The 23208-nt window shown below is 34.8% G+C and carries 20 protein-coding genes; 12 read left to right on the top strand and 8 right to left on the bottom strand.

What is annotated here, in order from left to right:
- The first annotated feature begins 13 nt into the window (after positions 1 to 13).
- The 5 genes from Q0838_RS01365 to Q0838_RS01345 all read left to right on the top strand — a co-directional run bounded on the left by Q0838_RS01365 (position 14) and on the right by Q0838_RS01345 (position 4016).
- A complete protein-coding gene (locus Q0838_RS01365) occupies positions 14 to 550 on the top strand; it encodes a TlpA disulfide reductase family protein (protein WP_298950426.1) in 537 nt (178 codons plus the stop codon).
- 162 nt (positions 551 to 712) lie between these two features.
- A complete protein-coding gene (gene gpmI / locus Q0838_RS01360) occupies positions 713 to 2227 on the top strand; it encodes a 2,3-bisphosphoglycerate-independent phosphoglycerate mutase (RefSeq protein WP_298950424.1) in 1515 nt (504 codons plus the stop codon).
- 4 nt (positions 2228 to 2231) lie between these two features.
- Positions 2232 to 2840: a thioredoxin family protein gene (locus Q0838_RS01355; protein WP_298950422.1), complete on the top strand. Its 609-nt coding sequence runs from the start codon at positions 2232 to 2234 to the stop codon at positions 2838 to 2840.
- A 658-nt stretch (positions 2841 to 3498) separates the two neighbouring features.
- Positions 3499 to 3660 (top strand): hypothetical protein, encoded by a 162-nt coding sequence (locus Q0838_RS01350; RefSeq protein WP_298950420.1) that lies wholly within the window; start codon positions 3499 to 3501, stop codon positions 3658 to 3660.
- Complete coding sequence (locus Q0838_RS01345; RefSeq protein WP_298950418.1) at positions 3657 to 4016, top strand: cupin domain-containing protein; 360 nt, start codon at positions 3657 to 3659, stop codon at positions 4014 to 4016. Before Q0838_RS01350 ends, Q0838_RS01345 begins: the two co-directional genes overlap by 4 nt.
- Before the next feature lie 29 nt (positions 4017 to 4045).
- On the opposite strand, the gene Q0838_RS01340 is transcribed toward Q0838_RS01345, so the two are convergent.
- Entirely contained in the window at positions 4046 to 5353 is a 1308-nt protein-coding gene (locus Q0838_RS01340; RefSeq protein ID WP_298950416.1) for a hydroxymethylglutaryl-CoA reductase, degradative, read from the bottom strand.
- Positions 5354 to 5481: 128 nt separating this feature from the next.
- Between Q0838_RS01340 and Q0838_RS01335 the strand changes: the two genes are divergently transcribed.
- The 3 genes from Q0838_RS01335 (at position 5482) to Q0838_RS01325 (ending at position 10364) form a co-directional block, all read left to right on the top strand.
- Positions 5482 to 7635 carry a S9 family peptidase gene (locus Q0838_RS01335; RefSeq protein WP_298950415.1) on the top strand — a complete coding sequence of 718 codons (2154 nt, stop codon included), beginning with the start codon at positions 5482 to 5484 and terminating at the stop codon, positions 7633 to 7635.
- Positions 7636 to 7671: 36 nt separating this feature from the next.
- The gene (locus tag Q0838_RS01330; protein ID WP_298950413.1) at positions 7672 to 9756 is read left to right on the top strand and encodes an oligopeptide:H+ symporter; all 2085 of its coding nucleotides are present in this window, start codon (positions 7672 to 7674) and stop codon (positions 9754 to 9756) included.
- A gap of 83 nt (positions 9757 to 9839) precedes the next feature.
- The gene (locus tag Q0838_RS01325) at positions 9840 to 10364 is read left to right on the top strand and encodes a thioredoxin fold domain-containing protein (protein WP_298950411.1); all 525 of its coding nucleotides are present in this window, start codon (positions 9840 to 9842) and stop codon (positions 10362 to 10364) included.
- On the opposite strand, the gene Q0838_RS01320 is transcribed toward Q0838_RS01325, so the two are convergent.
- The 5 genes from Q0838_RS01320 to surE are packed head-to-tail and all read right to left on the bottom strand — an operon-like array spanning position 10361 to position 15310.
- The gene (locus Q0838_RS01320) at positions 10361 to 12427 is read right to left on the bottom strand and encodes a ComEC/Rec2 family competence protein (RefSeq protein ID WP_298950410.1); all 2067 of its coding nucleotides are present in this window, start codon (positions 12425 to 12427) and stop codon (positions 10361 to 10363) included. The genes Q0838_RS01325 and Q0838_RS01320 overlap by 4 nt on opposite strands.
- A 23-nt stretch (positions 12428 to 12450) precedes the next feature.
- Positions 12451 to 13119, bottom strand: a complete 669-nt coding sequence (locus Q0838_RS01315) for a C40 family peptidase (RefSeq protein WP_298950408.1) — start codon at positions 13117 to 13119, stop codon at positions 12451 to 12453.
- Between the two features lies 1 nt (position 13120).
- Positions 13121 to 14236: a lipid-A-disaccharide synthase gene (gene lpxB, locus Q0838_RS01310; RefSeq protein WP_298950406.1), complete on the bottom strand. Its 1116-nt coding sequence runs from the start codon at positions 14234 to 14236 to the stop codon at positions 13121 to 13123.
- Positions 14233 to 14538 (bottom strand): hypothetical protein, encoded by a 306-nt coding sequence (locus Q0838_RS01305; RefSeq protein ID WP_298950404.1) that lies wholly within the window; start codon positions 14536 to 14538, stop codon positions 14233 to 14235. The genes lpxB and Q0838_RS01305 overlap by 4 nt, the downstream gene beginning before the upstream one ends.
- Positions 14528 to 15310 (bottom strand): 5'/3'-nucleotidase SurE, encoded by a 783-nt coding sequence (gene surE, locus Q0838_RS01300; protein WP_298950402.1) that lies wholly within the window; start codon positions 15308 to 15310, stop codon positions 14528 to 14530. The genes Q0838_RS01305 and surE overlap by 11 nt, the downstream gene beginning before the upstream one ends.
- 123 nt (positions 15311 to 15433) lie before the next feature.
- Here surE and Q0838_RS01295 point away from each other — a divergent pair, with 123 nt between their 5' ends.
- From Q0838_RS01295 to Q0838_RS01285, 3 genes are read left to right on the top strand one after another with little or no spacing between them, the layout of a single operon-like run.
- The gene (locus Q0838_RS01295; protein WP_298950400.1) at positions 15434 to 17590 is read left to right on the top strand and encodes a carboxy terminal-processing peptidase; all 2157 of its coding nucleotides are present in this window, start codon (positions 15434 to 15436) and stop codon (positions 17588 to 17590) included.
- On the top strand, positions 17590 to 18693 hold the full coding sequence (locus Q0838_RS01290; protein WP_298950398.1) for an ABC transporter permease: 1104 nt from the start codon (positions 17590 to 17592) through the stop codon (positions 18691 to 18693). Before Q0838_RS01295 ends, Q0838_RS01290 begins: the two co-directional genes overlap by 1 nt.
- On the top strand, positions 18694 to 19515 hold the full coding sequence (locus tag Q0838_RS01285; RefSeq protein WP_298950396.1) for a DNA/RNA non-specific endonuclease: 822 nt from the start codon (positions 18694 to 18696) through the stop codon (positions 19513 to 19515).
- Positions 19516 to 19696: 181 nt separating this feature from the next.
- On the opposite strand, the gene Q0838_RS01280 is transcribed toward Q0838_RS01285, so the two are convergent.
- Positions 19697 to 20932 carry an FtsX-like permease family protein gene (locus Q0838_RS01280; protein WP_298950394.1) on the bottom strand — a complete coding sequence of 412 codons (1236 nt, stop codon included), beginning with the start codon at positions 20930 to 20932 and terminating at the stop codon, positions 19697 to 19699.
- Here Q0838_RS01280 and Q0838_RS01275 point away from each other — a divergent pair.
- Positions 20913 to 22235: a DUF1343 domain-containing protein gene (locus Q0838_RS01275; protein WP_298950392.1), complete on the top strand. Its 1323-nt coding sequence runs from the start codon at positions 20913 to 20915 to the stop codon at positions 22233 to 22235. The two genes, Q0838_RS01280 and Q0838_RS01275, sit on opposite strands and share 20 nt — an antisense overlap.
- 220 nt (positions 22236 to 22455) lie before the next feature.
- Here Q0838_RS01275 and Q0838_RS01270 read toward each other — a convergent pair whose 3' ends face one another.
- Positions 22456 to 23193 carry a hypothetical protein gene (locus Q0838_RS01270; RefSeq protein ID WP_298950390.1) on the bottom strand — a complete coding sequence of 246 codons (738 nt, stop codon included), beginning with the start codon at positions 23191 to 23193 and terminating at the stop codon, positions 22456 to 22458.
- Positions 23194 to 23208 lie beyond the last annotated feature (15 nt).

Here is a 23208-nt window from a genome sequence, read left to right as displayed (position 1 = left end):
CAAATCTTAAAAAATGAATTTCAAATTACTCCTATTCATATTTATTCTTTTTACAACTATTAATTCAACTGCTCAAACTCAAAAAAGTAATTATAAAACTCAACAACAAGAGAAAAAAGCTAAAAGAGAAGAACTGAATGGCTCTGTACTCAATCAATTAAATTTTAAGGATATAAATGATAAAGAACATTCTTTAGAAAGTCTAAGAGGAAAAGTTGTAGTTCTAGATTTTTGGTTTATTCAATGTAAACCTTGTGTAAAACAATTTCCATCAATGAATACACTTAAGAAGAAATATAAAGGCAAACCAGTTGAATTCTTTGCAGTAACTTGGAACAGTGAATATGATGTAAAACAGTTTTTAAAAACAATAGATTTACAATTAACTCCAGTTGTAGATAATAATTTAATTGATAAATTTAACATTCCGCATTACCCTTATCATGTGATCATAGATCAAAATGGTAAAGTAGAATTTGTGAGTTCAGTTTTAAGTTTTAGTATTACAAATAAATTGGAAAGAAAAATAAACAGGCTTCTAAAAAATTAATAAGTTATTACAAATGAATAAAAACTTAACCACTGAATACTGACACTGCGACTGAAAACTAAAACCTCGCAATCGGTTTCGTAACTAATCCATCAAACAATCATCAAAAAATCAGCTAGTATCCTGCGATTTTCTTAACTTAGGAGTTCAAATTTTGACACATTGAATAAGAAAACGATATTGATGATTCTCGACGGTTGGGGAATCACACAAGACCCAAAAGTAAGTGCGATCGCACAAGCTCATACTCCTTTTATAGATAGTTTATATGATAAATATCCGCATGCTACATTGCGTACTGATGGTGAACATGTAGGTCTTCCTGAAGGACAGATGGGAAACAGCGAGGTAGGACACATGAATCTAGGTGCTGGACGTATTGTGTATCAGGATCTAGCCAAAATCAATAAAGCGATAAAAGACGACACTCTTAAAGATGAGAAGGTGTTGGTGGATGCTCTCGCTTTCGCGAAAGCGAATTCTAAAAAAGTACATTTCTTAGGTTTATTATCTGACGGTGGTGTTCATGCACATATCGACCATTTAAAGGCATTACTTGATGTAGCGCAAGACATGGAAGTAGAAGATGTTTTTATACATGCATTTACTGACGGTCGCGATGTAGACCCTAAAGCAGGTGCTGGATATGTAAAAGACATTACCAGTTATATAAGCGGTACAAACGCACAACTAGCAACGATTACTGGACGTTATTTTGCTATGGACAGAGACCAGAGATGGGAACGTGTTAAGAAATCTTATGACGTGATTGTTCATGGAATGGGAACACCTACTCACGATCTAGTTGCTGCAATAGAAGAAAATTATAAAAACGATATTACGGACGAGTTTATAGAACCTATAGTAGTTCTTAATGGTACGGAACCTGCTGGACTGGTAGAAGACGGTGATGTGGTTATTTTCTTTAATTATAGAACAGACCGCGGTCGCGAATTAACACAAATGCTCTCTCAAAAAGATTTTCATGAGCAAAACACGCGTGCGCTAGATCTTTACTATGTGACTATGACAAAGTATGATGATAGTTATAAGAATGTAAAAATCATCTTTGAGAAGGATAATCTTAAGAACACTCTAGGTGAGGTACTATCTGAGGATGGTAAAACCCAAATACGTATTGCCGAAACTGAAAAGTATCCACATGTTACCTTTTTCTTTAACGGTGGTCAGGAAGAACCTTTTCATGGAGAAAACAGGCTGATGTGTAACTCTCCTAAAGTCGCTACATATGACCTGCAACCAGAAATGTCTATAGACTGTGTTTCTAGCAGTATTATTCCAGAAATCAACAATAAAGCAGCAGATTTTATATGTCTTAATTTTGCTAATCCTGATATGGTAGGACACACTGGTTCTATGGAGGCAGCTGTAAAAGCATGTGAAGCTGTGGATGATGCGGCAGATAAAGTTATTACTGCGGCAATTGAAAATGAGTATACCATTATTGTTATTGCTGACCATGGAAACTGTGAGGTAATGCTTAATCCTGACGGATCTGTAAATACAGCTCACACAACAAATCCTGTCCCGATTATTATAGTAGACAAAGATATTAAGGAGGTAAAAGATGGTATTCTAGGTGACATCGCACCTACCATCTTAAAGTTAATAGGAACACAACAACCGGTAGAAATGACACAAAATTCATTAATTTAGTATTATGAAAAAGATATTTATACTACTTACTGCGGTAACACTTACTGCATGTGGAACTCAAAAAACTGCTACTACGGCTTCTACTACTCAAACATCTATGGATAACAAGGTAGACGAAGCGACTCAAGAACTGCCTATTATAGATGCTACAACTTCTTATATTAAGGATGCATCTGGAAATTTATCTGGAGAGGTTCAAAAAGATGCATTCATGCAAACTCCTTTTGATAAGTGGTTCAACAGTCGTCTAGCAGCATATCAACCAGATCAAAAAAGCATAGATGCGCTTAAGGTTGCTCTAGTAGATATAGAGATAAGAGCTTATATGGGAACCTGGTGTGGAGACTCAAAAAGAGAAGTCCCTCAGTTCTATCATATATTAAAAGCTGCTGATTATGATCTTGATAAGGTAACTATGATTGCCGTAGATAGATCAAAATCAAAACCTACAGTCCTAGTCTCTGGATATGATATAAAACGTGTCCCTACTTTTATTTTCTATAGAGACGGAAAAGAAATAGGACGTTATGTAGAAAGACCTAGAGAGTCACTAGAAAAAGACATGTTAAAAATAGTTACCGGACAGGAATACAAACATTCTTACGATAACTAATAAAAACACAACAGTAAGGTAATAAAACGAGGGATTCATATTCCTCGTTTTTTTATACAATGAATTTATATTTTTCAAATCGTTGTGTGCACCGTGCTTCACTTATCTTTTACAATATAGCAACAGCTTTCTTAGGCTTTATGTCATTTTAAAAGCTCTTAAATTTTTAACCATTACATTATTAAGTATCAAAATAACAGATACTTATCCACACTTTAGCGACGTATTTGTTTTTTCGCTTCTTGTAAACGGAATGTTTATGAATGTTATAATTGTTAAGTGGATTATTATTTTTGATAGGTTTTTATGTAAAACTCCTGTATCGCAATCATCCTGCATACCATGGTTTTTAAGAAATCTTGGCATTGGAAACTAGACCAAATTATTATCGTTATTACACGGAATATGCTACTAGTAATTACACTAACAAATCAATTTAGAAAAGCGCTTTTTTAACCTACAGAATGTTATCTGCAAAATCGATGGTAACACTTCTAGAGATCTTTTTATACACATCAACTGTACTGTCACAAATTATAGGAATCAAGAAAATCTAAGTAAGAAGCTATATTCTGGCACATCAAAAAGTGTTCACCTCGTTATCGATAAAAAGGTAGATCAATTTACAAATTATGATCGCATACCGCGTCATGAAAAGATGTTAATCAGCTTACAGCGTTATTCTATGGAAGAACGAGGTATCGCGCTACATCCAGAGTTAGATATTTATGATCAAATACTTGAGAATATAAAAACTAAAACTCCTTATAAAGACGACATTTATTACATTCACCCAAATACAATAAAAGAAAAATTATGAGCGCCATTAATTTAAAAGAAAAACTAAGTTTATTTAATGATCAGTGGACTCCTAAAATAATAGGTGAGTTAAATGGACAACACGTAAAGTTAGCAAAACTACAAGGAGAGTTTGTCTGGCACGATCACATCAATGAAGACGAGTTATTCTATGTTATCAAAGGACAATTGATTATAGAACTAAAAGACAAAACCATAACCCTTAATGAAGGCGACCTATATATTGTACCTCGCGGAGTAGAGCACAAACCCATTGCACATAACGAAGTACACATCATGTTATTTGAACCAGCAGTTATAAAACATACTGGTGACGTAAAACATGAAATAACTAAAGAAAAACTGGACTGGATTTAATACTATCAGGCTATAGATAGAAAACTTATCTAACTTCTTAATACTAACAGACTTTCTCTTAACGCAGAAAAACTAGGGGTTTTATCAGCATATTCTTTGCGCAACAAATCCTTTTCTACATCTGTTGCTCCTATTTGTTCTAGCATATTCACTAAATGCATTTTCATGTGACCAGCTTGTATTCCCGTGGTAACTAAAGAATGGAGAGCTGCAAAATTTTGAGCCAATCCAGCCACAGCAGTTACCTTCATTAAATATTCTGCACTTGGATTTTCTAATATCTGTAAAGCAAGTTTAGAGAGTGGATGTAAAGAAGTGAGTCCACCTACAGTTCCTAGCGCTAGAGGGAAATCTGCCTCAAAAATAAAGGTATCGTTCTCAATTCTAGCTTTAGTAAGACTGCGGTACTGACCGTCTCTCGCTGCATAAGCATGTACACCAGCCTCTACCGCTCTAAAATCATTTCCTGTAGCAATAACCACTGCATCTATACCGTTCATAATCCCTTTATTATGGGTTACTGCACGATAAGGTTCTACCGTAGCAATATCTACCGCTTGCACAAATTTTCTAGCAAATTCTTTTCCAGTTATCCCATTGATAGTTCCTATCTCATCTATTTTACAAGACACAGAAACATTTACCACACATTCTGGCACATAATTACTCAATATACTCATGATTACCTCTGGCACATCACTAGAAAACCCATCAAATTGAGATGCTTTTAATCTAAAAGTAGTTGCTAGTTGCTCTAGCGTGGTGTTTATAAAATTGGCTCCCATCGCATCTTTGGTTTCAAAGGTTGCGTGCAACTGGTAATAGCCTTTTAGGTTTTTGGTTTTATCGATTAAATCTAGTGAGACTATACCGCCACCACGTTTTTTCATAGAAGCGTTTATTTGTTCTAGAGATTGTAGTAATTCCGCTTTCGCGAAAGCGTAAAAAGCATCCATCTCACTGCTCAAACCATGATACATCAAGTGTACCTGCCCTACTTTTTTAGTTCCTTTGATAACAGTTTTAAAACCACCACGATCTAGCCAAAACTTAGCCGCTTTACTAGCCGCAGCCACCACACTACTCTCCTCTATCGCCATAGGAATAGTGATCAGCTGGCTATCAATTAAGAAGTTAGGAGCCAGCCCAAATGGGAAGAAATAATTAGTAACCGTATTCTCACTGAAACCGTCGTGTAGATCTTGTAATTTCTGATCTTCATTCCAGTATTGGGTAAGCGTTTCTCTAGCCGTAGCGTTATCATTTAAATGATTACTAATGAGCCAATCAATCTTTTGAGATTTAGAAAGTTTTGAGAATCCGGTAACAGGTTGCATAAAATATAATTGAGTGGCAAAGATACAATCGTTATGTATAATTCCTTTATAAAGGATAATCCCTAAAACCGTAGCTTTATTGGTGTATTTTTTGTAAAATTGAGGTCACACGTAATTAAAAATAAGGAATGATCAAAAACTGCATGCTTTTATTGGCTTTTATATTTGTAAGTCAAAGCATTACCGCACAGAAAAATATTAGTGTAGAAGATATTTACAGAGGTGAATTTCGTACACAAGGACTACAGTCTCTAGCATCTTTAAACAATGGAACAGAGTATTTAGTCCTCAACTATAACAGAGACCGTACTCAGACTATAGATAAGTACAGTTATACGACTGGCGAAAAAACTGGAACTCTAGTAAGCAGCTCTGATATTCAATTACCTATACAGGACTATATTTTAAGTAGTGATGAGAAACAAATGATGATTATTTCTGAGAGCTCTCAAATTTTCAGACGCAGTTCTAATGATAAAGTTCATATTCTTAATTTAGAAACTAAAGAGTTAACCTCTTTAAATGATGATCTAGTTAGAAGTCCTTCTTTCTCTCCAGATGGTAAGAAAGTTGCCTATGTTTTTGAGAACAACATTTACTATAAAAATTTAGAAAGTGGTGCTGTTATACAAGCGACTACCGATGGTGTTACAAACAAGCTTATCAACGGTGTTACTGACTGGGTTTATGAAGAAGAGTTTGCTATCGTAAAAGCTTATGAGTGGAGTCCTAATAGTGAGCAAATTGCTTTTATATCTTTTGATGAAAGTGCTGTTCCAGAATTCTCAATGGATGTTTATGGTAACGAATTGTACCAAAAACCATATGTATTTAAATACCCTAAGGCTGGAGAAAAAAATGCTGTAGTGGCTTTACACCAGTTTACACTATCTACTGGAACTAGAAAAGAAGTTGCACTAGGTCGTAATGAAGAATTTTACATTGCTAGAATAAACTATTCACCTAACGGTAAACTAGCAGCACAAGTATTAAACAGACATCAAAATGTGCTAGACTTTTATTATGTAGATGCGAGTGGTAAAGCAAGTATCGCCTTTACTGAAAAGGACAATGCATACGTAGATGTAACTGACGATCTTACTTTCTTAAAAGATGGAAGTTTCTTATGGACGAGTGAAAAAGATAACTGGAGACACATCTATCTATATGATGCAAATGGTACGGAGAAAAAACAACTAACTAAAGGCAACTGGGATGTGACATCATACTATGGATATGATGCAAAATCAAAACGCATCTATTTTCAAAGTACGGAAGATGGTTCTATAAATAGAGGTATTTATTCTATCTCTTTAAAAGGTAAGAAAAAGCAAAAATTATCTTCTCAAATAGGAACTAACAACGCATCTTTCAGTAAAAATTTCACTTACTTTATCAATACTTTTTCTAGCGCTACTACTCCACCGGTGTATACTTTAAACAATGCAAAGGATGGTAAAAAGGTGCGTGAGATCAAAAACAATAATGATCTTACAACAAAGCTTAATGACTATCAAGTTGCACAAAAAGAGTTCTCTACCATTAATATTAATGGAAATGACTTAAATATGTGGACTATGAAACCTAAAGACTTTGACCCTAACAAGACATATCCATTATTCATGACTCAATACAGTGGTCCTGGATCACAATCTGTTGCAAATAGCTGGTATGGAGCAAATGATTTCTGGTACAGCATGCTGGCAAACGAGGGCTACATCGTTGTTTGTGTAGACCCACGTGGTACAGGTTTTAAAGGAGCAAACTTTAAAAAAGTTACTCAAAAAGAATTAGGTAAGTATGAGGTAGAAGATCAAATTGCTGCTGCAAAGCAACTGGGTGCTATGAATTATGTTGATGCAAACCGCGTAGGAATATGGGGATGGTCTTATGGTGGTTTTATGAGTTCTAATTGTTTATTAAAAGGTAATGACACCTTTAGCATGGCAATAGCAGTTGCACCAGTAACTAACTGGAGGTTCTACGATTCTATCTATACAGAACGTTACATGACTACACCACAAGAAAACGCAAGTGGTTATGACGATAACAGTCCTATAAACCATGTAGATAAATTAAAAGGGAAATATCTTTTAATACACGGTACTGCAGACGATAACGTACATGTTCAAAATACCATGAGAATGGTAGAAGCACTTGTACAAGCCGACAAGCAATTTGACTGGGCAATTTATCCAGATAAAAATCATGGAATTTATGGTGGTAACACTAGAATACACTTGTACAACAAGATGACTAATTTTATCAAAGAGAATTTATAATAACAATCAACTCAACTACAAACATAAACTATACATATGGAATTTAAATTCAACGGTTCTGCCGCAAATCAAAAGACCATTCTAGATCACCCAGCTGGTCTATTTGTTCTGTTTTTCACAGAAATGTGGGAACGTTTCTCCTATTATGGGATGAGAGCTTTATTAGTTCTTTTTCTTACCGCATCCTTATTAAATGAAGGTTGGGGATGGGAAAGAGCAGATGCCTTAACACTTTATGGTTTTTATACAGGACTAGTTTATTTAACACCGATTATAGGTGGGTTTTTAGCTGACAAGTTTTTCGGTTTTAGAAAAGCCGTAGTTATAGGTGCTTTAATCATGACTTTAGGGCATGCAGCAATGGCTATAGAAACGGTAAGTTTCACGTATCTAGGACTAGCCTTATTGATTTTAGGTAACGGTTTATTTAAGCCGAATATCTCTTCTATAGTAGGTAATCTATACAAATCTCAAGGAAAAGAAAAAGATGCTGGTTATACTATATTTTACATGGGTATCAACGCAGGTGCATTTCTAGGTATTCTCTTATGTGGTTACTTAGGGGAAAAATTTGGATGGAATTACGGTTTTGGTCTTGCAGGAATATTTATGTTTTTAGGAATGTTACAATTCTTTTTTGTCCAAAAGATATTTGGTAGAATAGGATTATCACCGCAAGGAACTCAAGATTTTGATGACGCTGTAGAAGACTCATTAGAAGAAACTGAAGATGCGATAGAAGACGTAGTAGAAGAAGCTAAGAAAAACAAAATATCACGTGATAGAATTATAGTAATAGGTGTACTTGCCTTTTTTACAATTTTCTTCTGGATGGCATTTGAACAAGCTGGTGGATCCATGACCATTTTTGCAGGTGATTACACAGACCGTGTATTAACCGGTGGTGCTGCAAGTGCGTTTACTATCATCAACACAGTTCTAGTAATTGTGCCTTTGATTATTGTTACATGGGTACTGGCTATGTTGTGCAAACAAATTATGAAAGATTACCCTCTTTCTAGCATCATGCTTATCGCTAGTTTTATAACCATATGGGCGATTGCTATTTTTGTTATAAAGAACGATTTTGACACTAAATCTTACCAAGTTTCTTATGTAGATGATAACGGAAATTCTAGAGTTACTAAAATTCTTACCACTCAAGATTTTGAGATAGGTTCTCAAACTGGAATTAGTGTAGGTAGCGGACTAGACCTTTACTTTGCTGACGACAAGAAAAACGAATCAAATATTCAAAACGGCAATTACATAGTAAATGCTAAGAATGATTCTATAGGAATGATAAGAAAAGGTGTTATAACTAAATTTGAAGCACGTTCTAAAAAAGGATTATTCTGGAAAGATGCTGAGTATGCTATAGTAGAATACACAGATGCAAAAGGAGTAAAACAATCTACAGATATTTTCTTAGGTGATACTTACTTAAAAGAAGGAGAGTACAATGAGCTAAGTGACGAAGAAAAGAAAGAGAACAAACTTATGAAAGTAGGTAATCCTTACAACCTTCTTCTAGCTCAAGGAGTTGGTTTTTCTGAAGAAAGCGCTACTAAAGGAACATTAACTAAAATTAATGAGAACGAAGTAGAAATAGGTGCATCATGGTTCGGTATCCTCAACTCATTCTTCATTATTGCATTTGCACCAGTATTCTCGAGAATATGGGAATCTAAAATGAATCCTTCTGGACCAGTAAAATTTGCGATCGGCTTAATTCTTTTAGGAATAGGGTTTGGTGCTCTTGCTTATGGCTCTATGGATATACCGCAAGGTGCAAAAACAGCATCAGTAAGTATTTTATGGCTTATTCTAGCTTACTTATTTCATACTCTAGGAGAACTATGCGTCTCTCCAGTAGGACTATCTTATGTAAGTAAACTAGCACCAGTTAAATTGATGAGTTTAATGTTCGGTATATGGTTTGTTGCAAACTTCATTGCTAACACTCTTGCAGGACTTTCAGGTAGTTTTATTGACTCAATTTCTGAGCAGTATGGACTATCTACATTCTTCATGATTTTCACATTATTACCTATAGGTGCTGGAATAATCATGTTATTGATAAAACCTATATTGATCAAAAAGATGCACGGAATCACGTAACAAATTTATTCTAAAAAATTTTTAACATAAAACGCACCATTACGGTGCGTTTTTTGCATTGATAGATTTTGTAACTTTACCTTATGAAATTATTTACTATCTTATTTTTATTGTTTTCGACAATTAGTTTTTCTCAAGTCAACTGGATGACCATGAACGAGGCACTAGCTGCTCAACAAAAAGAACCTCGCAAGATTTTGATGAAGTCCTATACGGACTGGTGTCCTAATTGTAAATGGATGGATAAGCACGCTTTCGCGAAAGCGGACATTGCCACCTACATCAATAAAAATTATTACCCTGTGAAATTTAATGTCGAAGGAACAGAGGTAATCAATTACAAAGGAGCTACTTATGCAAATCCTTTTAAGAAACGCAATGATAGAGCACAACATCAGTTTGCATCTTTTATAAGAATATTTGAATACCCTACACTTGTCTTCTTTGATGAAAGAGGAACGATCATTAATCCTGTTCCTGGAAAATTAGATTCTAAGAAGCTGGAGATTTACATTACTATGTTATCTGATGAGACTTACAAAACGATCAATACAGGTAAAAAATGGAGTGATTACCAGCGTGATTTTAAATATAAATTACAAGATTAATTAATCTCTATCGCTCCTACTTCATAAGTGTTGAGTAATTCTACGTTATTCTTATAACAAGTAACTTTCCACTTATCTACGATATTACGGTAGTTAGAGCCGTCTGCTATAATAAGTTTAGGGCTTATATCTAGAATAAGTCTTTCTAGATTAATTTTAGGAGAATGAGAAAGCAATACCGTGGCATTCTTAATTTCATTACTATACAAACTATTTTCATCTACAACTATTAAAGGAACCTCCTTGTGACTAAGCACATTTTTAAGAGTATCTATAACTAATGTTTTACCACGATGATTCTCGATCGCTTTTAATCTCTCTAGACTATTAAATGCACGTAAAGAATCCATTACATGTAAATCCGTATACACCAGAGCATGATTATTATTACTAATACTGACAGCACTTCCTGTTGCTTGATGTAAAACAAAAAAACGTTCTGTACCAGAAGAGTAAGATTCATAGCCTTTTAAACTAAAAAACAGTAGTAAAGAAACTATACTTGTATGCAACATCCAGTTAGGTTTTTTAAGATAGAAACGCTCTCTTTTACTTCTTTTAAAATAAGGCAGTAAAAATAGAATTATACTAAATAAAGCAACATAAATTAAAACCGTTTCCCATAGGGAGATATGCACTTCCTTAATTATAAATGTATCCCATGAACTTATTCTAGCGACTGTACCTATTATAAATTCTAGAACCTTATTTAAAATTGCAACTAGCCATCCCGTAGGGAAATCTATTACTAATAAAAATATGAGCAATAATGACGCGCCGATAATAAATGGTAGTAAAGGCAATAGCATCATATTACCCAAAATAAACAGACCTGGAAACTGATGAAAATAAAACAAACTTATTCCCGCAACACCTATTTGAGCAGCTAGAGTAACTGTAAAAATATTCCAGAAAAAATCTTTCACCTTATTACGCCATGTCCATAGCCCTGCAATTACTGGCTGAATTAGAACTATAGAAAAGACAGCCATATAGCTTAACTGAAAACCTACCTGAAACAATAATCTAGGGTCATACAACAAAAGCAAAAATGCAGATAACGTAAGGCTGTGATAAACTGAACCCTTACGTTTAAGATTCATACCTATAGCTACAAAAGAGAACATAGTTACAGCACGCATAATAGAAGGTGACATGCCTGTAAGCAATGCAAACGACCATAATAGCACAATTAATAAAACACTCTGTATCCAGTGACCGTATTTAAATCTTAAAAGCCGTCTAGACATAAACCTTAATATCAATAATAGAATACCTACGTGTAAACCACTCAATGCTAGTATGTGAATTACACCTGCGTCTCTGAAACTTTTTGTTACTTCAGGGTCAAGGTTTTGTCGTTGCCCTAAAACTAGTGCTTCGATCATAGCTTTAGGTCTATCTCTTAAACCTGATCTAGCTAATTCTGTTAAAATAGTTTTGCGCAATTTTAGTAAGAAACTTAAATCTCCTTCTCCATTTACGTGTTTTAAAATCTTAGGTTTATCTACGTACACCTGACCGTAAACATCTATAGATTTCAAATACTTTCTGTAATCAAAGTCCTCTGGGTTGCGAGCAAATGCAGGTAAATTAACATCGTCATAAACTGTGAGTCGGTCACCTACTTTATAACCTAGACTATCTGATCTTTTAAATAATACTAGGGTATTACCTGAGACAACTTCCTTATCTAGCGCTAGGACCTGAGCATAAAAGCGGTCATTAAATTTATTAGAAGTTAATCGCTCGGACAGCTTTAATTGCAGTACATGATCCTGACCCTGAATTTGCTTTGTTATAAAATGATTTACCTCTATTTCATTCTGGAAGTATAAATGCACGCCTCCTATTAAAAAGAAAAAACTATAAACTGAAAGAGCAAAAACAGCTTTAAAACCAAAATAAAACTTACCTATCAACAAAACTATCATGGCACAAAATACAGCGCCACAAATTGCATAAATAAAAAATGCAGGATCTATTTTTATGAATCTAGAGAATAGGATTCCTAAAATAAGAAACAATAAAATTCTATAAAAAGTATAGTCTAACCAGCGCATGAATAAATATAGTGAAACTATTTCTATTCTATCCTACCGGCTCTAAGAAAGGCGTTTAGCCAGTATACTTCGTTAAGTGTAGAGGTCATAACGCCACGAGATGTGGTAGAATGTATAAACTCAATTTCTCCTGGAGTTACCCTAGTTATTAAAGCCACGTGATTTACCTGACGTTTATTTCTACCAGTTGCAAAGAATAAAAAATCTCCTTTTCTCACCTCATCGAGATCCATTTCTTGAGCAGTAGCATACATAGAACGACTGGTGCGTGGCACCGTTTTACCAGCCTCTTTAAATGCGGTGCATATAAGACCACTGCAGTCCATTCCTTTTCTAGTTGTACCTCCATAACGGTACTTCACACCTTTATAATCCATCGCGTTATCAATTACCTCATCGATAAATGAAGTACTCTCCTCTTGATAAGGTTTTTGAACCGATACTTCTGTGTCAGAAAATTCCTTTCCCGACGTTTTAAAACCTCTATTAAGCTCTGGTCTCGCAGTAGCAGACTTTTCCTTTTGGAGTAATATCCTAGCGGCTTGCTTTTTTGTAGTAATCACTCTAGGTTTAGAACTACCACAAGATGTTAACCCTAAAAATAGCAAGGACAGTAATGTAAATGAAACTATGTGAATAGAACAATTATTTTTAAGGTCTTGCTTTCGCGAAAGCGGAATATTTACAATCATATTACTTCATAATATTTTTACATATCAAACTAGCTGTGTTCTCACTGGCACCTATACCACCTAATTTTTTTTCCAACTTAAAGTAATCGGCAAAAATGCGATTGCGTTGCCCTGGTTCTAGAATGGCATCTAATTCCTTTTTAAGTGTTTTGGCATTAAATTTACCTTGAATAAGTTCTGTAACCACAGGCTCGTCCATAATTAGATTAACTAGAGATATGTAATCTAGTTTCACGATTCTTTTTGCTATCTGGTAGCTTATGGAACTACCTTTATAACAAACGACTTGTGGCACTTTAAAAAGAGCTGTTTCTAGGGTTGCTGTACCAGAAGTTACTAATGCAGCGTGACACAAGCTCATTAAATCATACGTACGATTCATGACTATTGTTACTGGATAATTTTTTAAATAGGTACTATAAAAAGACTCGTCCTGACCAGGTGCACCAGCAATGATAAATTGGTAATCTGGATACTGATCTACCATCTCTAGCATGACACTAAGCATCTTTTTAATCTCTTGCTTGCGACTACCAGGTAATAACGCGATAAGCGGCCTGTCATCTAGATTATAGGTAGCCAGAAATTTAATGTGATCTACAGGCTCTCGTTGAGAAATGGCGTCTATTAAAGGATGTCCAACAAAATGAACTGGAAATCGATGTTTCTGCTCATAGAAATCCTTTTCAAAAGGCAGGATCACATACATCTCATCTACATCATTTTTTATCGCTGTAATGCGACCTTCTTTCCACGCCCAAATTTGTGGTGAGATATAATAGTGATTGCGGTAACCTTTAAGTCTTGCCCATTTCATAATCCTGAAATTAAAACCAGGATAGTCTATATAAATAATAACATCGGGCTTGTACTTTTCAATATCTTTTTTACAGATGCCTATGTTTTTAAGTATAGTCTTGAGATTACTCAGCACTTCTACAAAGCCCATAAAAGCGAGTTCTTTATAGTGCTTAACAAGTTTACCACCTTGAGCCTCCATTAAATCTCCACCCCAAAATTGAAATTGAGCCTCTGGATCTTTCTTCTTAAGCTCTTGCATAAGTAATGATCCATGAAGATCTCCACTCGCCTCGCCTGCTATTAAATAGTATTTCATAGAATAAAGTTAAACATTAAACCTGCTATACCTGCTAACATGGTAGCCATTACCACCCCACGTGCCTCATATTCTTGAATTGGTTTTTGAAACTGGCCTATTTTTCCAGTAAGGAAAAAGAAAAACAGAACTAAGTTAAGTATAGCACCTAATACGATCAACTTACCTAAAAAACCTTCTCTATAACCATTTACTAGAGCTTCTTCAAACTCATAAGGAGTTATGAGAATAATATATAAGTAGGTGCCTATAGCGTTTGCTATAAGACCCATAATAAACCCTTTTAATATTCTACTTGCCAAAATCCCATGTATTAAGTTCTCCCATATAATGATGTGCAGTAAGATCATATTGTGTAGGTACAATAGAAATATAATTATTTTCTAATGCCCACTCATCGGTATCTTGTCCTTTGTCGTCATTAACAAATTTACCTGTAAGCCAGTAATAATCCTTACCATATGGGTTAGTACGTTTATCAAACTCTTCTACCCAATAAGCGTTTGCCTGACGACATATTTTCACGCCTTTAATTTCTTCTTTTGAGGCTTTAGGAATATTGACATTAAGAACTACGCCTTTAGCCATTCCTTTTTGTAGCACCTGCTCGATAATTTGTTTTACATAATCTCTAGATGAAGAGAAGTCTGCATCATGATCATAATCACATAAAGAAAAACCTATTGCAGGTATTCCTTCTATACCTGCCTCCATAGCAGCACTCATTGTACCACTATAAATTACATTAATAGCACTGTTACTACCATGATTAATACCGCTAACACATAAATCTGGTTTTCTATCTAATATCTCGTGACTAGCCATTTTTACACAATCCACCGGTGTCCCACTAGTTGTATATTCTTTATGATTATAGTCATGCTGTAAGAATTCTTTTACATAAAGCGTATCGTTTATAGTTATAGCGTGTCCCATAGCACTTTGTGGACTATCTGGTGCAACCACTACTACATCGCCTAGTTCTCTAGCAATACTTATTAACGTCCTGATTCCCTTTGCGGTAATACCATCATCATTAGTAACAAGGATGAGTGGTTTCTTTTTATTTTCCATAAGATTTTTAAGGTGGTTAAAATTAAGTAAATTAGCCGTACCATGTGATATTCTTGCCTTACTTTAACCATCTTAAATTGGCATGGTTTTTACATGTGTAGAAAGAGACAAATGAAAATCCTTATGAATTTCCTTAAAAATAATTTTATACTAGCGATACTCACATTACTTGTGGCAACGGCTAGCTGTAGTTTTACTAACAATACTATAGACCCTGGAGACAAAGAAAAAGAGCAGTTATTAGTAAATTTAATTTCGCACGTCTTAAAAAGAAATCACTTTTCACCAGCAGATCTTACCGACCAATTTTCAAAAGACATTTTTGATAATTACATCAACGACTTAGATCCTGCAAGAAGATACTTTTTAGAAAGTGATTATAAAGAATTCCAGGCATATGAATATTTAATCGACGACCAAATACGTGATAGTAAGGTCGATTTATTTAATCTAACCTACGAGCGTCTTTTAAAGCGTCAAGAAGAATCAGAGAAAATATTTGCAAAATTAATAGAAACGCCATTTGACTTTACCGCAGATGAGCGTATGGATACCGATTATGAAAAGGCTCCTTATGCAAAGAACAAAGCCGAATTAAAAGATAGATGGAGAAAGTTATTAAAACTAACAGCACTAGGTACTTATTATGATAAAATAGAAGAACAAAAGGAAACTCTAAAAGAAGATCCTAAATCTGAACAGAAGAGCCTTGTTGATCTAGAAAAAGAAACAAGAGCAGAGATCAAAAAGTCGATGTTAGAGAATTTTGACAATAATGACGATGTACAACGTCTAGACTATTTCTCTCTATTTGTAAATTCTATAACAGCACACTTTGACCCACATACTAATTATTTCCCACCACAAAACAAAGAACGTTTTGACACTTCAATGAGTGGTAAACTGGAAGGAATAGGTGCGCGCCTTCAAAAAAAGATGGATTACATTAGTGTTATAGAAATTATCTCTGGTGGACCAGCATGGAAAAGTGAGCTGATCGAGGTAGGCGATAAAATCCTTAAAGTAGCACAAGAAAAAGATACTATTGCTACTTCTATAGTAGGTATGAGAATAAGTGATGCCGTAGAATTGATAAAAGGTCCTAAAGGCAGTAAAGTTATCTTAACCCTTAAAAGAGTAGATGGATCTATAGAAGATATTACTTTAATAAGAGATATAGTTCAAATAGAAGAAACTTTTGCAAAATCTGTAATAGGAAAAGATCAGGACTTTAGATTTGGTTTCATCAACTTGCCTAAATTCTATTTTGATTTTGACGATCCTAATGGGCGTGCATCAGCAAATGATATCGCACAAGAAATCAAAAGATTAAAAACTGAAGGTATGGACGGTCTTATTTTAGACCTACGTAATAATGGTGGTGGATCTTTGAGAGAAGTTGTAGAAATGGCAGGGCTTTTTGTAGACGAAGGTCCTGTAGTACAAGTAGCTTTAAAAGATAAAAGAACAAGAACTCTTAGAGACAGTGATAGCGGTGAGATTCTTTGGGAAGGACCACTAGTAATTATGGTAAACGAGTTTAGTGCTAGTGCAAGTGAAATACTAGCCGCAGCTTTACAAGATTATGAGCGTGCTGTAATAATAGGTAGCAAGCAAACATTTGGTAAAGGAACGGTTCAAAACTTTGAAGATCTTAATCAGTGGGTGCGTAATAATCAATATGGAGATTTAGGCGCTGTAAAATTAACTACTCAAAAATTCTATAGAATTAATGGAGGTAGTACACAGCTAGAAGGTGTAAAAAGTGACGTCGTTACACCAGGTAGATACAGTTATATAGATGTAGGAGAACGCGATGAAGAATTCCCACTTCCTTATGATGAAATCGCCAAAGCAGATTATAATAAATTTACAGGTTATTCTAATCTTGCAGAATCTATTCAAAAGGCACAAGAAAGGATAAATAACAACCCTACTTTTAAACTGATAGATGACAACGCAAAATGGTTGAGCGAGCAACGTGATAACAATGACATTCCATTAAATTTTACAGAATACAGCGAGCGTCTTGACAGGTTAGAAAAAGAAACAGAGCAATTTGACTCTTTATCTGATTATAAAAACAACTTAGAATTTGATATGCTAACTTATGAGAAGACACTAACTTTAAATGATAGTGCTCTTAAAGATAAACGTGAAGCATGGATGAAAAATCTTAAGAAAGATGTTTACGTTTCTGAGGCTGTAAATGTTCTTAAAGATTTACGCATGAACAACATTAAGAATAAGAACAAGACTAAATGGAGCGTTAAAAACTAATGTCTCATAAAACAACATCATTAAGCTCTATCGCGCTCCAGAAATTCAAAAAAAACTTCTGGGGCGTTTTGAGTTTTATAGTCATTCTGTTTTATGCCATCATTGCACTCTTTGCATATGTACTCGCACCAGACGACACGCAGTATGCAAATCAAATGCATATTTCTATACATTCACAGCCTCCAGGTTTTACGGTAAACCTTCTGCAACTTCCATCTGTACAAACAGAATCTAGTTTTTGGGACTGGTGGAATGGAAAAACATCTTCCTTTGAAGAAATCCCTTATTCAGATCTTGATTTCAAAGATGGTATTTTTTATTACCGTCCATATGATGTAGATGGTAATCTATTGCCTTTTATAGAAGTGCCTTTAAAGTTAGAAAAAAAGATGGATTTGTCTCGCTTTCGCGAAAGCTACACCTCTCAAAAAACATTTCTTCTAGGTACTGATAAATATGGTCGTGACCTTTTAAGTCGTATGATGGTAGGGACTAGAGTTAGTATTTCTATAGGATTTGTAACGGTTTTCATTTCCTTAATTATTGGAATATTTCTAGGAGCGGTCGCAGGTTATTATGGTGGTAAAATAGACGCTGCTATCATGTGGTTAATCAATGTTACCTGGTCCATACCTACACTTCTTATGGTAATTGCTATAAGTATAGCTTTAGGAAAAGGGTTTCTTACTGTCTTTATAGCGGTAGGTCTTACGATGTGGGTAGAGGTAGCACGTGTGGTACGAGGACAGATCATAGTCGCCAAAGAATACCAATACGTAACTGCTGCCAAAGCTTTAGGTTTTAATAATTATAGAATTATAACAAAACATATTCTACCCAATATTATGGCGCCTGTAATCGTGATTAGCGCAGCAAATTTTGCTGCATCTATTCTTATAGAAAGTGGTCTTAGCTTTCTAGGTCTAGGCGCACAACCTCCCATGCCTAGTTGGGGCAGCATGATAAAAGATCATTACCAATACATAATTCTAGACAAAGCTTATCTTGCAATCGTTCCAGGAATAGCTATCATGACCTTAGTAATGGCTTTTATGCTTTTAGGAAATGCTTTAAGAGATGCTCTGGACGTAAAAACTAGTTAGATGAGAAAATACATTTACCCTATTATAATACTAGCCTGCGCTGCTGTTTATTACACCTATCAAAATAAAGAGAATGAAGCGTATTCTAAAGATAATTTATCTCAAGATGAGTTTCTAAATCGTGACATAAATGGTGACGGTATGAAATCGCTAGCATTGAAAGATTTTTTACCACGTTCTAATAATCAAATTGTAAACCACCATACTTACAGCCTATCTTATAACGAACAACATGAGCAGGCAGAATGGACAGCGCATGTTTTAAGAGCAAGCGACATAACTAATAACCATTACAAGAGACCATACTTTGAGGTAGATGATAAAGTAAAAACTAAGGCTGCTCACTGGCGCAATTATAAAAAAAGTGGTTATGATAAAGGACACCTAGTTCCTGCAGGAGACAGAAAATCTACTAAAGCTGCTCATGACGAGACCTTTCTTACTTCTAACATAAGTCCACAAGTACACGCCTTTAATGCCGGTATATGGAACAGACTAGAGCAAAAGACTAGGTATTATGCAAAACGTTATGATGAGATTTATGTGATTACAGGGTCTGTTTTAAAAGACAATTTAAAATCAATAGGTTCTGAAGATGTATCAGTACCAGAACAGTATTATAAAATCCTATATCGCACTGACTCTAATGGTGGCAAAATGGTAGCTTTTCTCATGCCACATAAAAAGACTAACAAATCTATTTATGACTTTATCACTAGTGTAGATAAAATAGAAGAGTTAACAGGAACTGATTTCTTTTATCAATTACCAGATGATATTGAGGATAAGCTAGAGGCTGCTTCTAGTTCTAGAGGTTGGTAAGTTTTAATAGTATCAAAACCTAAACCATTTTTTAGATAGTAAATTTTCTACATCCTTAACCCACATGCCAAGACACACAGTCAGCATGTTAGTTTCTAAAACTTTTTGACAAAGTCATTCAGATTTGACATGCCAATTATTTGTGTTGGCATAGTCTAGATCTAGTCTAGATATTTGATATTTACTCAAATCGCATCGCCTTAACCGGACTTATTTTACTCACTATAAAAGTAGGTACGATCAAAGCGAGTAAACATACTACAAAGGTTCCTAGATTTAAAGCCACGACATGCCACCACGATATATAAACAGGCATCTCAGTAACATGATACGATTGTGGATCTAGCGTTAACGGGCTGAAAAAGAATTGAATCCCTATCAAACCTAAACCTATGACATTCCCTATCACAAGACCTTTAAAAACTAAATTCATTGCGTTGTAAAGAAATATTTTACGCACAGTCCAGTTAGAAGCACCGAGGGATTTTAAAACACCTATCATATTAGTTCGATCTAGAATCAATACTAATAATGCGGTAATCATATTGATTATACCTACGATGAGAATTATACCTATAATTCCAAAAATATTACCATCTAGCAAAGCGAGCCATTGAAATATAGCAGGTAGCTCTTGTTCTATAGTTTTAGCATTTAATTCTGATGGTGTATTTAATTGTATGTTTCTACCTATTTCATCAAGTTGATCAAAATCATTAATAAAAACCTCAAATTTCCCTACTTGATTTTCATCCCATTTATTAATACGCTGTATGTGTTTCATATCGCCTACTATAAATTTAGAGTCATACTCTTCTAGACCACTATCATAAATCCCAGAAACGGTAAAAAATCGAGCAATAGGCTCCTGACCATTTGCTTTCATAAAATAAGTACTTGCCTGGTCACCTACTTTAAGTTGTAAACGCGCAGCAATATCATCAGAAATTAATATGTCAAAAGAAGTGTCATCTATACTTAGTTCGGGCAACTCACCTTCTATTAAAAACTCTTGAAGATACTGCCAGTCATAATCTATGCCGACACCTTTAAGAATAATCCCTTCAAAATCGGTTGCTGTGCGTATCATACCACCCTTAGTAGCGATACCCTGTATGTGTGTTACCGCTGGTACATCTGTAAAATCAGGATAAAAATCTTGCTCCTTTGAGATAGGTTTTACCGTGGTTACAGAGTTATTACGGTCGTATAAAGAAATATTTACGTGTCCATTAAAAGCACTTACTTTTTCTTTTATCTTTTTTTGCAGTCCTACACCAGTAGCTATAGCTATAAGCATCACTATAATACCTATAGCAATTGCTGCTATCGCAATTTTTATTATCGGTGCACTTACACTATTTTTATAACTTGTACTACTTTGTACCCTTTTAGCAATGAAATACTCTAGATTCACTTTTTCTACTTATATATTCAAATATACCATAATCGCTATGGTCTTAGTAATAACTTCTTGTAATTCTAAGATCAATAGTAATAATACGCCTACATCTCCTGTTAAAGAAGAGCTTGCATCGCAAGACAAACGCAATAAGCAGCTTCTAGTAGACGCAAATAACAACGAGCCTATTCCTGCAGCCTATCTATTAGGTGATTGGATAAAAAAACTAAAAGATAAAAAAGTTGCCATAGTAGGTAATCAAACTAGTGTTGTAAAAACACAAGACACGATTATATCTAAAGAATGGAAAACTACAGAAAAACTACGTTACACACATCTCGTAGACACTTTACTATCGCATGGTATAGACATTAAAAGAGTATTTGCACCAGAGCATGGTTTTAGAGGTACTGCAGACGCTGGCGCAACGATTAAAGATGGTATAGACTCTCAAACTGGGCTACCTATAATCTCTTTATACGGTAAAAATAAAAAGCCTTACAAAAAACAATTAGAAGACGTAGATGTTGTCCTTTTTGACATACAAGACGTTGGCGCACGTTTTTACACTTACATCTCTACACTACATTACGTCATGGAAGCCTGTGCGCAGTACGATAAAAAATTAATCGTTCTAGACCGGCCTAACCCTAATGGTCATTATATAGACGGTCCTATTCTAGAGCAAGAGCATCAGAGCTTTGTAGGTATGCACCCTGTACCAGTAGTTCATGGCATGACCATAGGAGAATATGCCCTTATGATTAATGGAGAAAACTGGCTAGAAAATAACCTAGTAGCAAACCTAGAGATCATTGAATGTAAAAACTACACACACGACTCCTCTTATAGCATACCTATAAAACCATCTCCTAATTTACCTAACGACCAGGCTATAAATTTATATCCCAGTCTATGTTTCTTTGAAGGTACAGATGTAAGTGTAGGCCGTGGTACAGAGATGCAATTTCAAGTTTACGGTTCTCCATCACTGGTAAAATACACAGAATTTGACTTTACACCTACGCCTAATGTAGGTGCCAAAAGACCTAAATTTAACGGGAAGAAATGCTACGGTGTAGACCTTAGAGACTATAAAAAGCTAGATTATTTAAACTTAGAGTTTTTGGTAGACGCTTTCGCGAAAGCGCCATCAAAACAAAACTTCTTTTACTCATTTTTTACTAAGCTAGCAGGAACAAAAACATTGCAAGCACAGATCGAGAAAGGCATGACCGCACAAGAAATAGCAGCCACTTGGGAGAAAGGACTAGAAGAGTATCAAGAAATCAGAGTCAGATATTTACTTTATAAATAAAAACAATACACATCAATGACTATCGTACGAGCACAATAATCATGAATAATAACATATCTTAATTTTATAAAGCTCGTTTATAAAAGAGCAACGGGAACATACGCAACGCGATTTACCTACGGTACTTTAAGTAATTTGAGCGGTGAACTAAGCGTATCAAAAACATAAAAGCCTGAATCTAATAAAGATTCAGGCTTTTATGTTTTTAAATCAGTACCATCTAGTTATCCCTTACCATGTATAATAAAATCTCATCTTCTATTTGAGAAACGATCATAAAGTTATCATTTAATTGATGTATTCTATATACAATCTTTTCTTCACCAGAACTTGAAGTACCTACCAGATCATTATTATCGTGATTAATTTTAAACTTTTGAGCATTATTGAATCCACTTACACCTAGCTCTACCTCGTTATTAGTTTTAAAATTTAGTGTTATCATTAACCCTACCTTTTGAAACATATCTGCGTCTTCGGACTTATTCACAACTCTCACCTCTTCTACCTTCCATTTACCTAAAAGCAACTCTTCTTTTATCTTCTCGTTTATATAGCTGGTTTTTTTTAGATAGGTATATGTTTTTTCTACCGTCACATCTCCTTTTTGTAGAAACAAAACCACACTACCAGAAGAGAATCTAGCCTTATTCTCCGTGAGTACTTCTAACTTATCTTCTTTATTTAAAAGTAATATATTTTCATTTTGGACATACTCGTGGCTTTGAATCTGTCCCATTACAGTTAAAGAATAAGTCCCGTCATCAGAAAAATTTAGTTTTAGAGAACCGAACATATCAGAAACCTTACCGATTCTTTCTTCTAGTTTTTCTTTATCCATAGACTCTGTATTGATAGCCTCACGATCTACACTTTCAAAACTCCACATCCCTAAATGATCCTGCGCATGAGATATAAACCCAATAAATAATAATGATATAAATAGTAGTTTTTTCATTGTTCTATTAAATTA

The organism is uncultured Nonlabens sp. (genome assembly GCF_947495285.1).
In the GTDB taxonomy this organism is placed as follows: domain Bacteria; phylum Bacteroidota; class Bacteroidia; order Flavobacteriales; family Flavobacteriaceae; genus Nonlabens.
This window is presented reverse-complemented; position numbering and strand designations above follow the sequence as displayed.

Bases quoted from the DNA above. Each gene is read 5' to 3' on its own strand.
- Q0838_RS01365 (WP_298950426.1), top strand. From the start codon at position 14: ATGAATTTCAAATTACTCCTATTCATATTTATTCTTTTTACAACTATT.
- Q0838_RS01355 (WP_298950422.1), top strand. From the start codon at position 2,232: ATGAAAAAGATATTTATACTACTTACTGCGGTAACACTTACTGCATGT.
- Q0838_RS01350 (WP_298950420.1), top strand. From the start codon at position 3,499: ATGTTAATCAGCTTACAGCGTTATTCTATGGAAGAACGAGGTATCGCG.
- Q0838_RS01345 (WP_298950418.1), top strand. From the start codon at position 3,657: ATGAGCGCCATTAATTTAAAAGAAAAACTAAGTTTATTTAATGATCAG.
- Q0838_RS01340 (WP_298950416.1), bottom strand. From the start codon at position 5,353: ATGCAACCTGTTACCGGATTCTCAAAACTTTCTAAATCTCAAAAGATT.
- Q0838_RS01335 (WP_298950415.1), top strand. From the start codon at position 5,482: ATGATCAAAAACTGCATGCTTTTATTGGCTTTTATATTTGTAAGTCAA.
- Q0838_RS01330 (WP_298950413.1), top strand. From the start codon at position 7,672: ATGGAATTTAAATTCAACGGTTCTGCCGCAAATCAAAAGACCATTCTA.
- Q0838_RS01325 (WP_298950411.1), top strand. From the start codon at position 9,840: ATGAAATTATTTACTATCTTATTTTTATTGTTTTCGACAATTAGTTTT.
- Q0838_RS01320 (WP_298950410.1), bottom strand. From the start codon at position 12,427: ATGCGCTGGTTAGACTATACTTTTTATAGAATTTTATTGTTTCTTATT.
- Q0838_RS01315 (WP_298950408.1), bottom strand. From the start codon at position 13,119: ATGATTGTAAATATTCCGCTTTCGCGAAAGCAAGACCTTAAAAATAAT.
- lpxB (WP_298950406.1), bottom strand. From the start codon at position 14,236: ATGAAATACTATTTAATAGCAGGCGAGGCGAGTGGAGATCTTCATGGA.
- surE (WP_298950402.1), bottom strand. From the start codon at position 15,310: ATGGAAAATAAAAAGAAACCACTCATCCTTGTTACTAATGATGATGGT.
- Q0838_RS01295 (WP_298950400.1), top strand. From the start codon at position 15,434: ATGAATTTCCTTAAAAATAATTTTATACTAGCGATACTCACATTACTT.
- Q0838_RS01290 (WP_298950398.1), top strand. From the start codon at position 17,590: ATGTCTCATAAAACAACATCATTAAGCTCTATCGCGCTCCAGAAATTC.
- Q0838_RS01285 (WP_298950396.1), top strand. From the start codon at position 18,694: ATGAGAAAATACATTTACCCTATTATAATACTAGCCTGCGCTGCTGTT.
- Q0838_RS01275 (WP_298950392.1), top strand. From the start codon at position 20,913: ATGAAATACTCTAGATTCACTTTTTCTACTTATATATTCAAATATACC.
- Q0838_RS01270 (WP_298950390.1), bottom strand. From the start codon at position 23,193: ATGAAAAAACTACTATTTATATCATTATTATTTATTGGGTTTATATCT.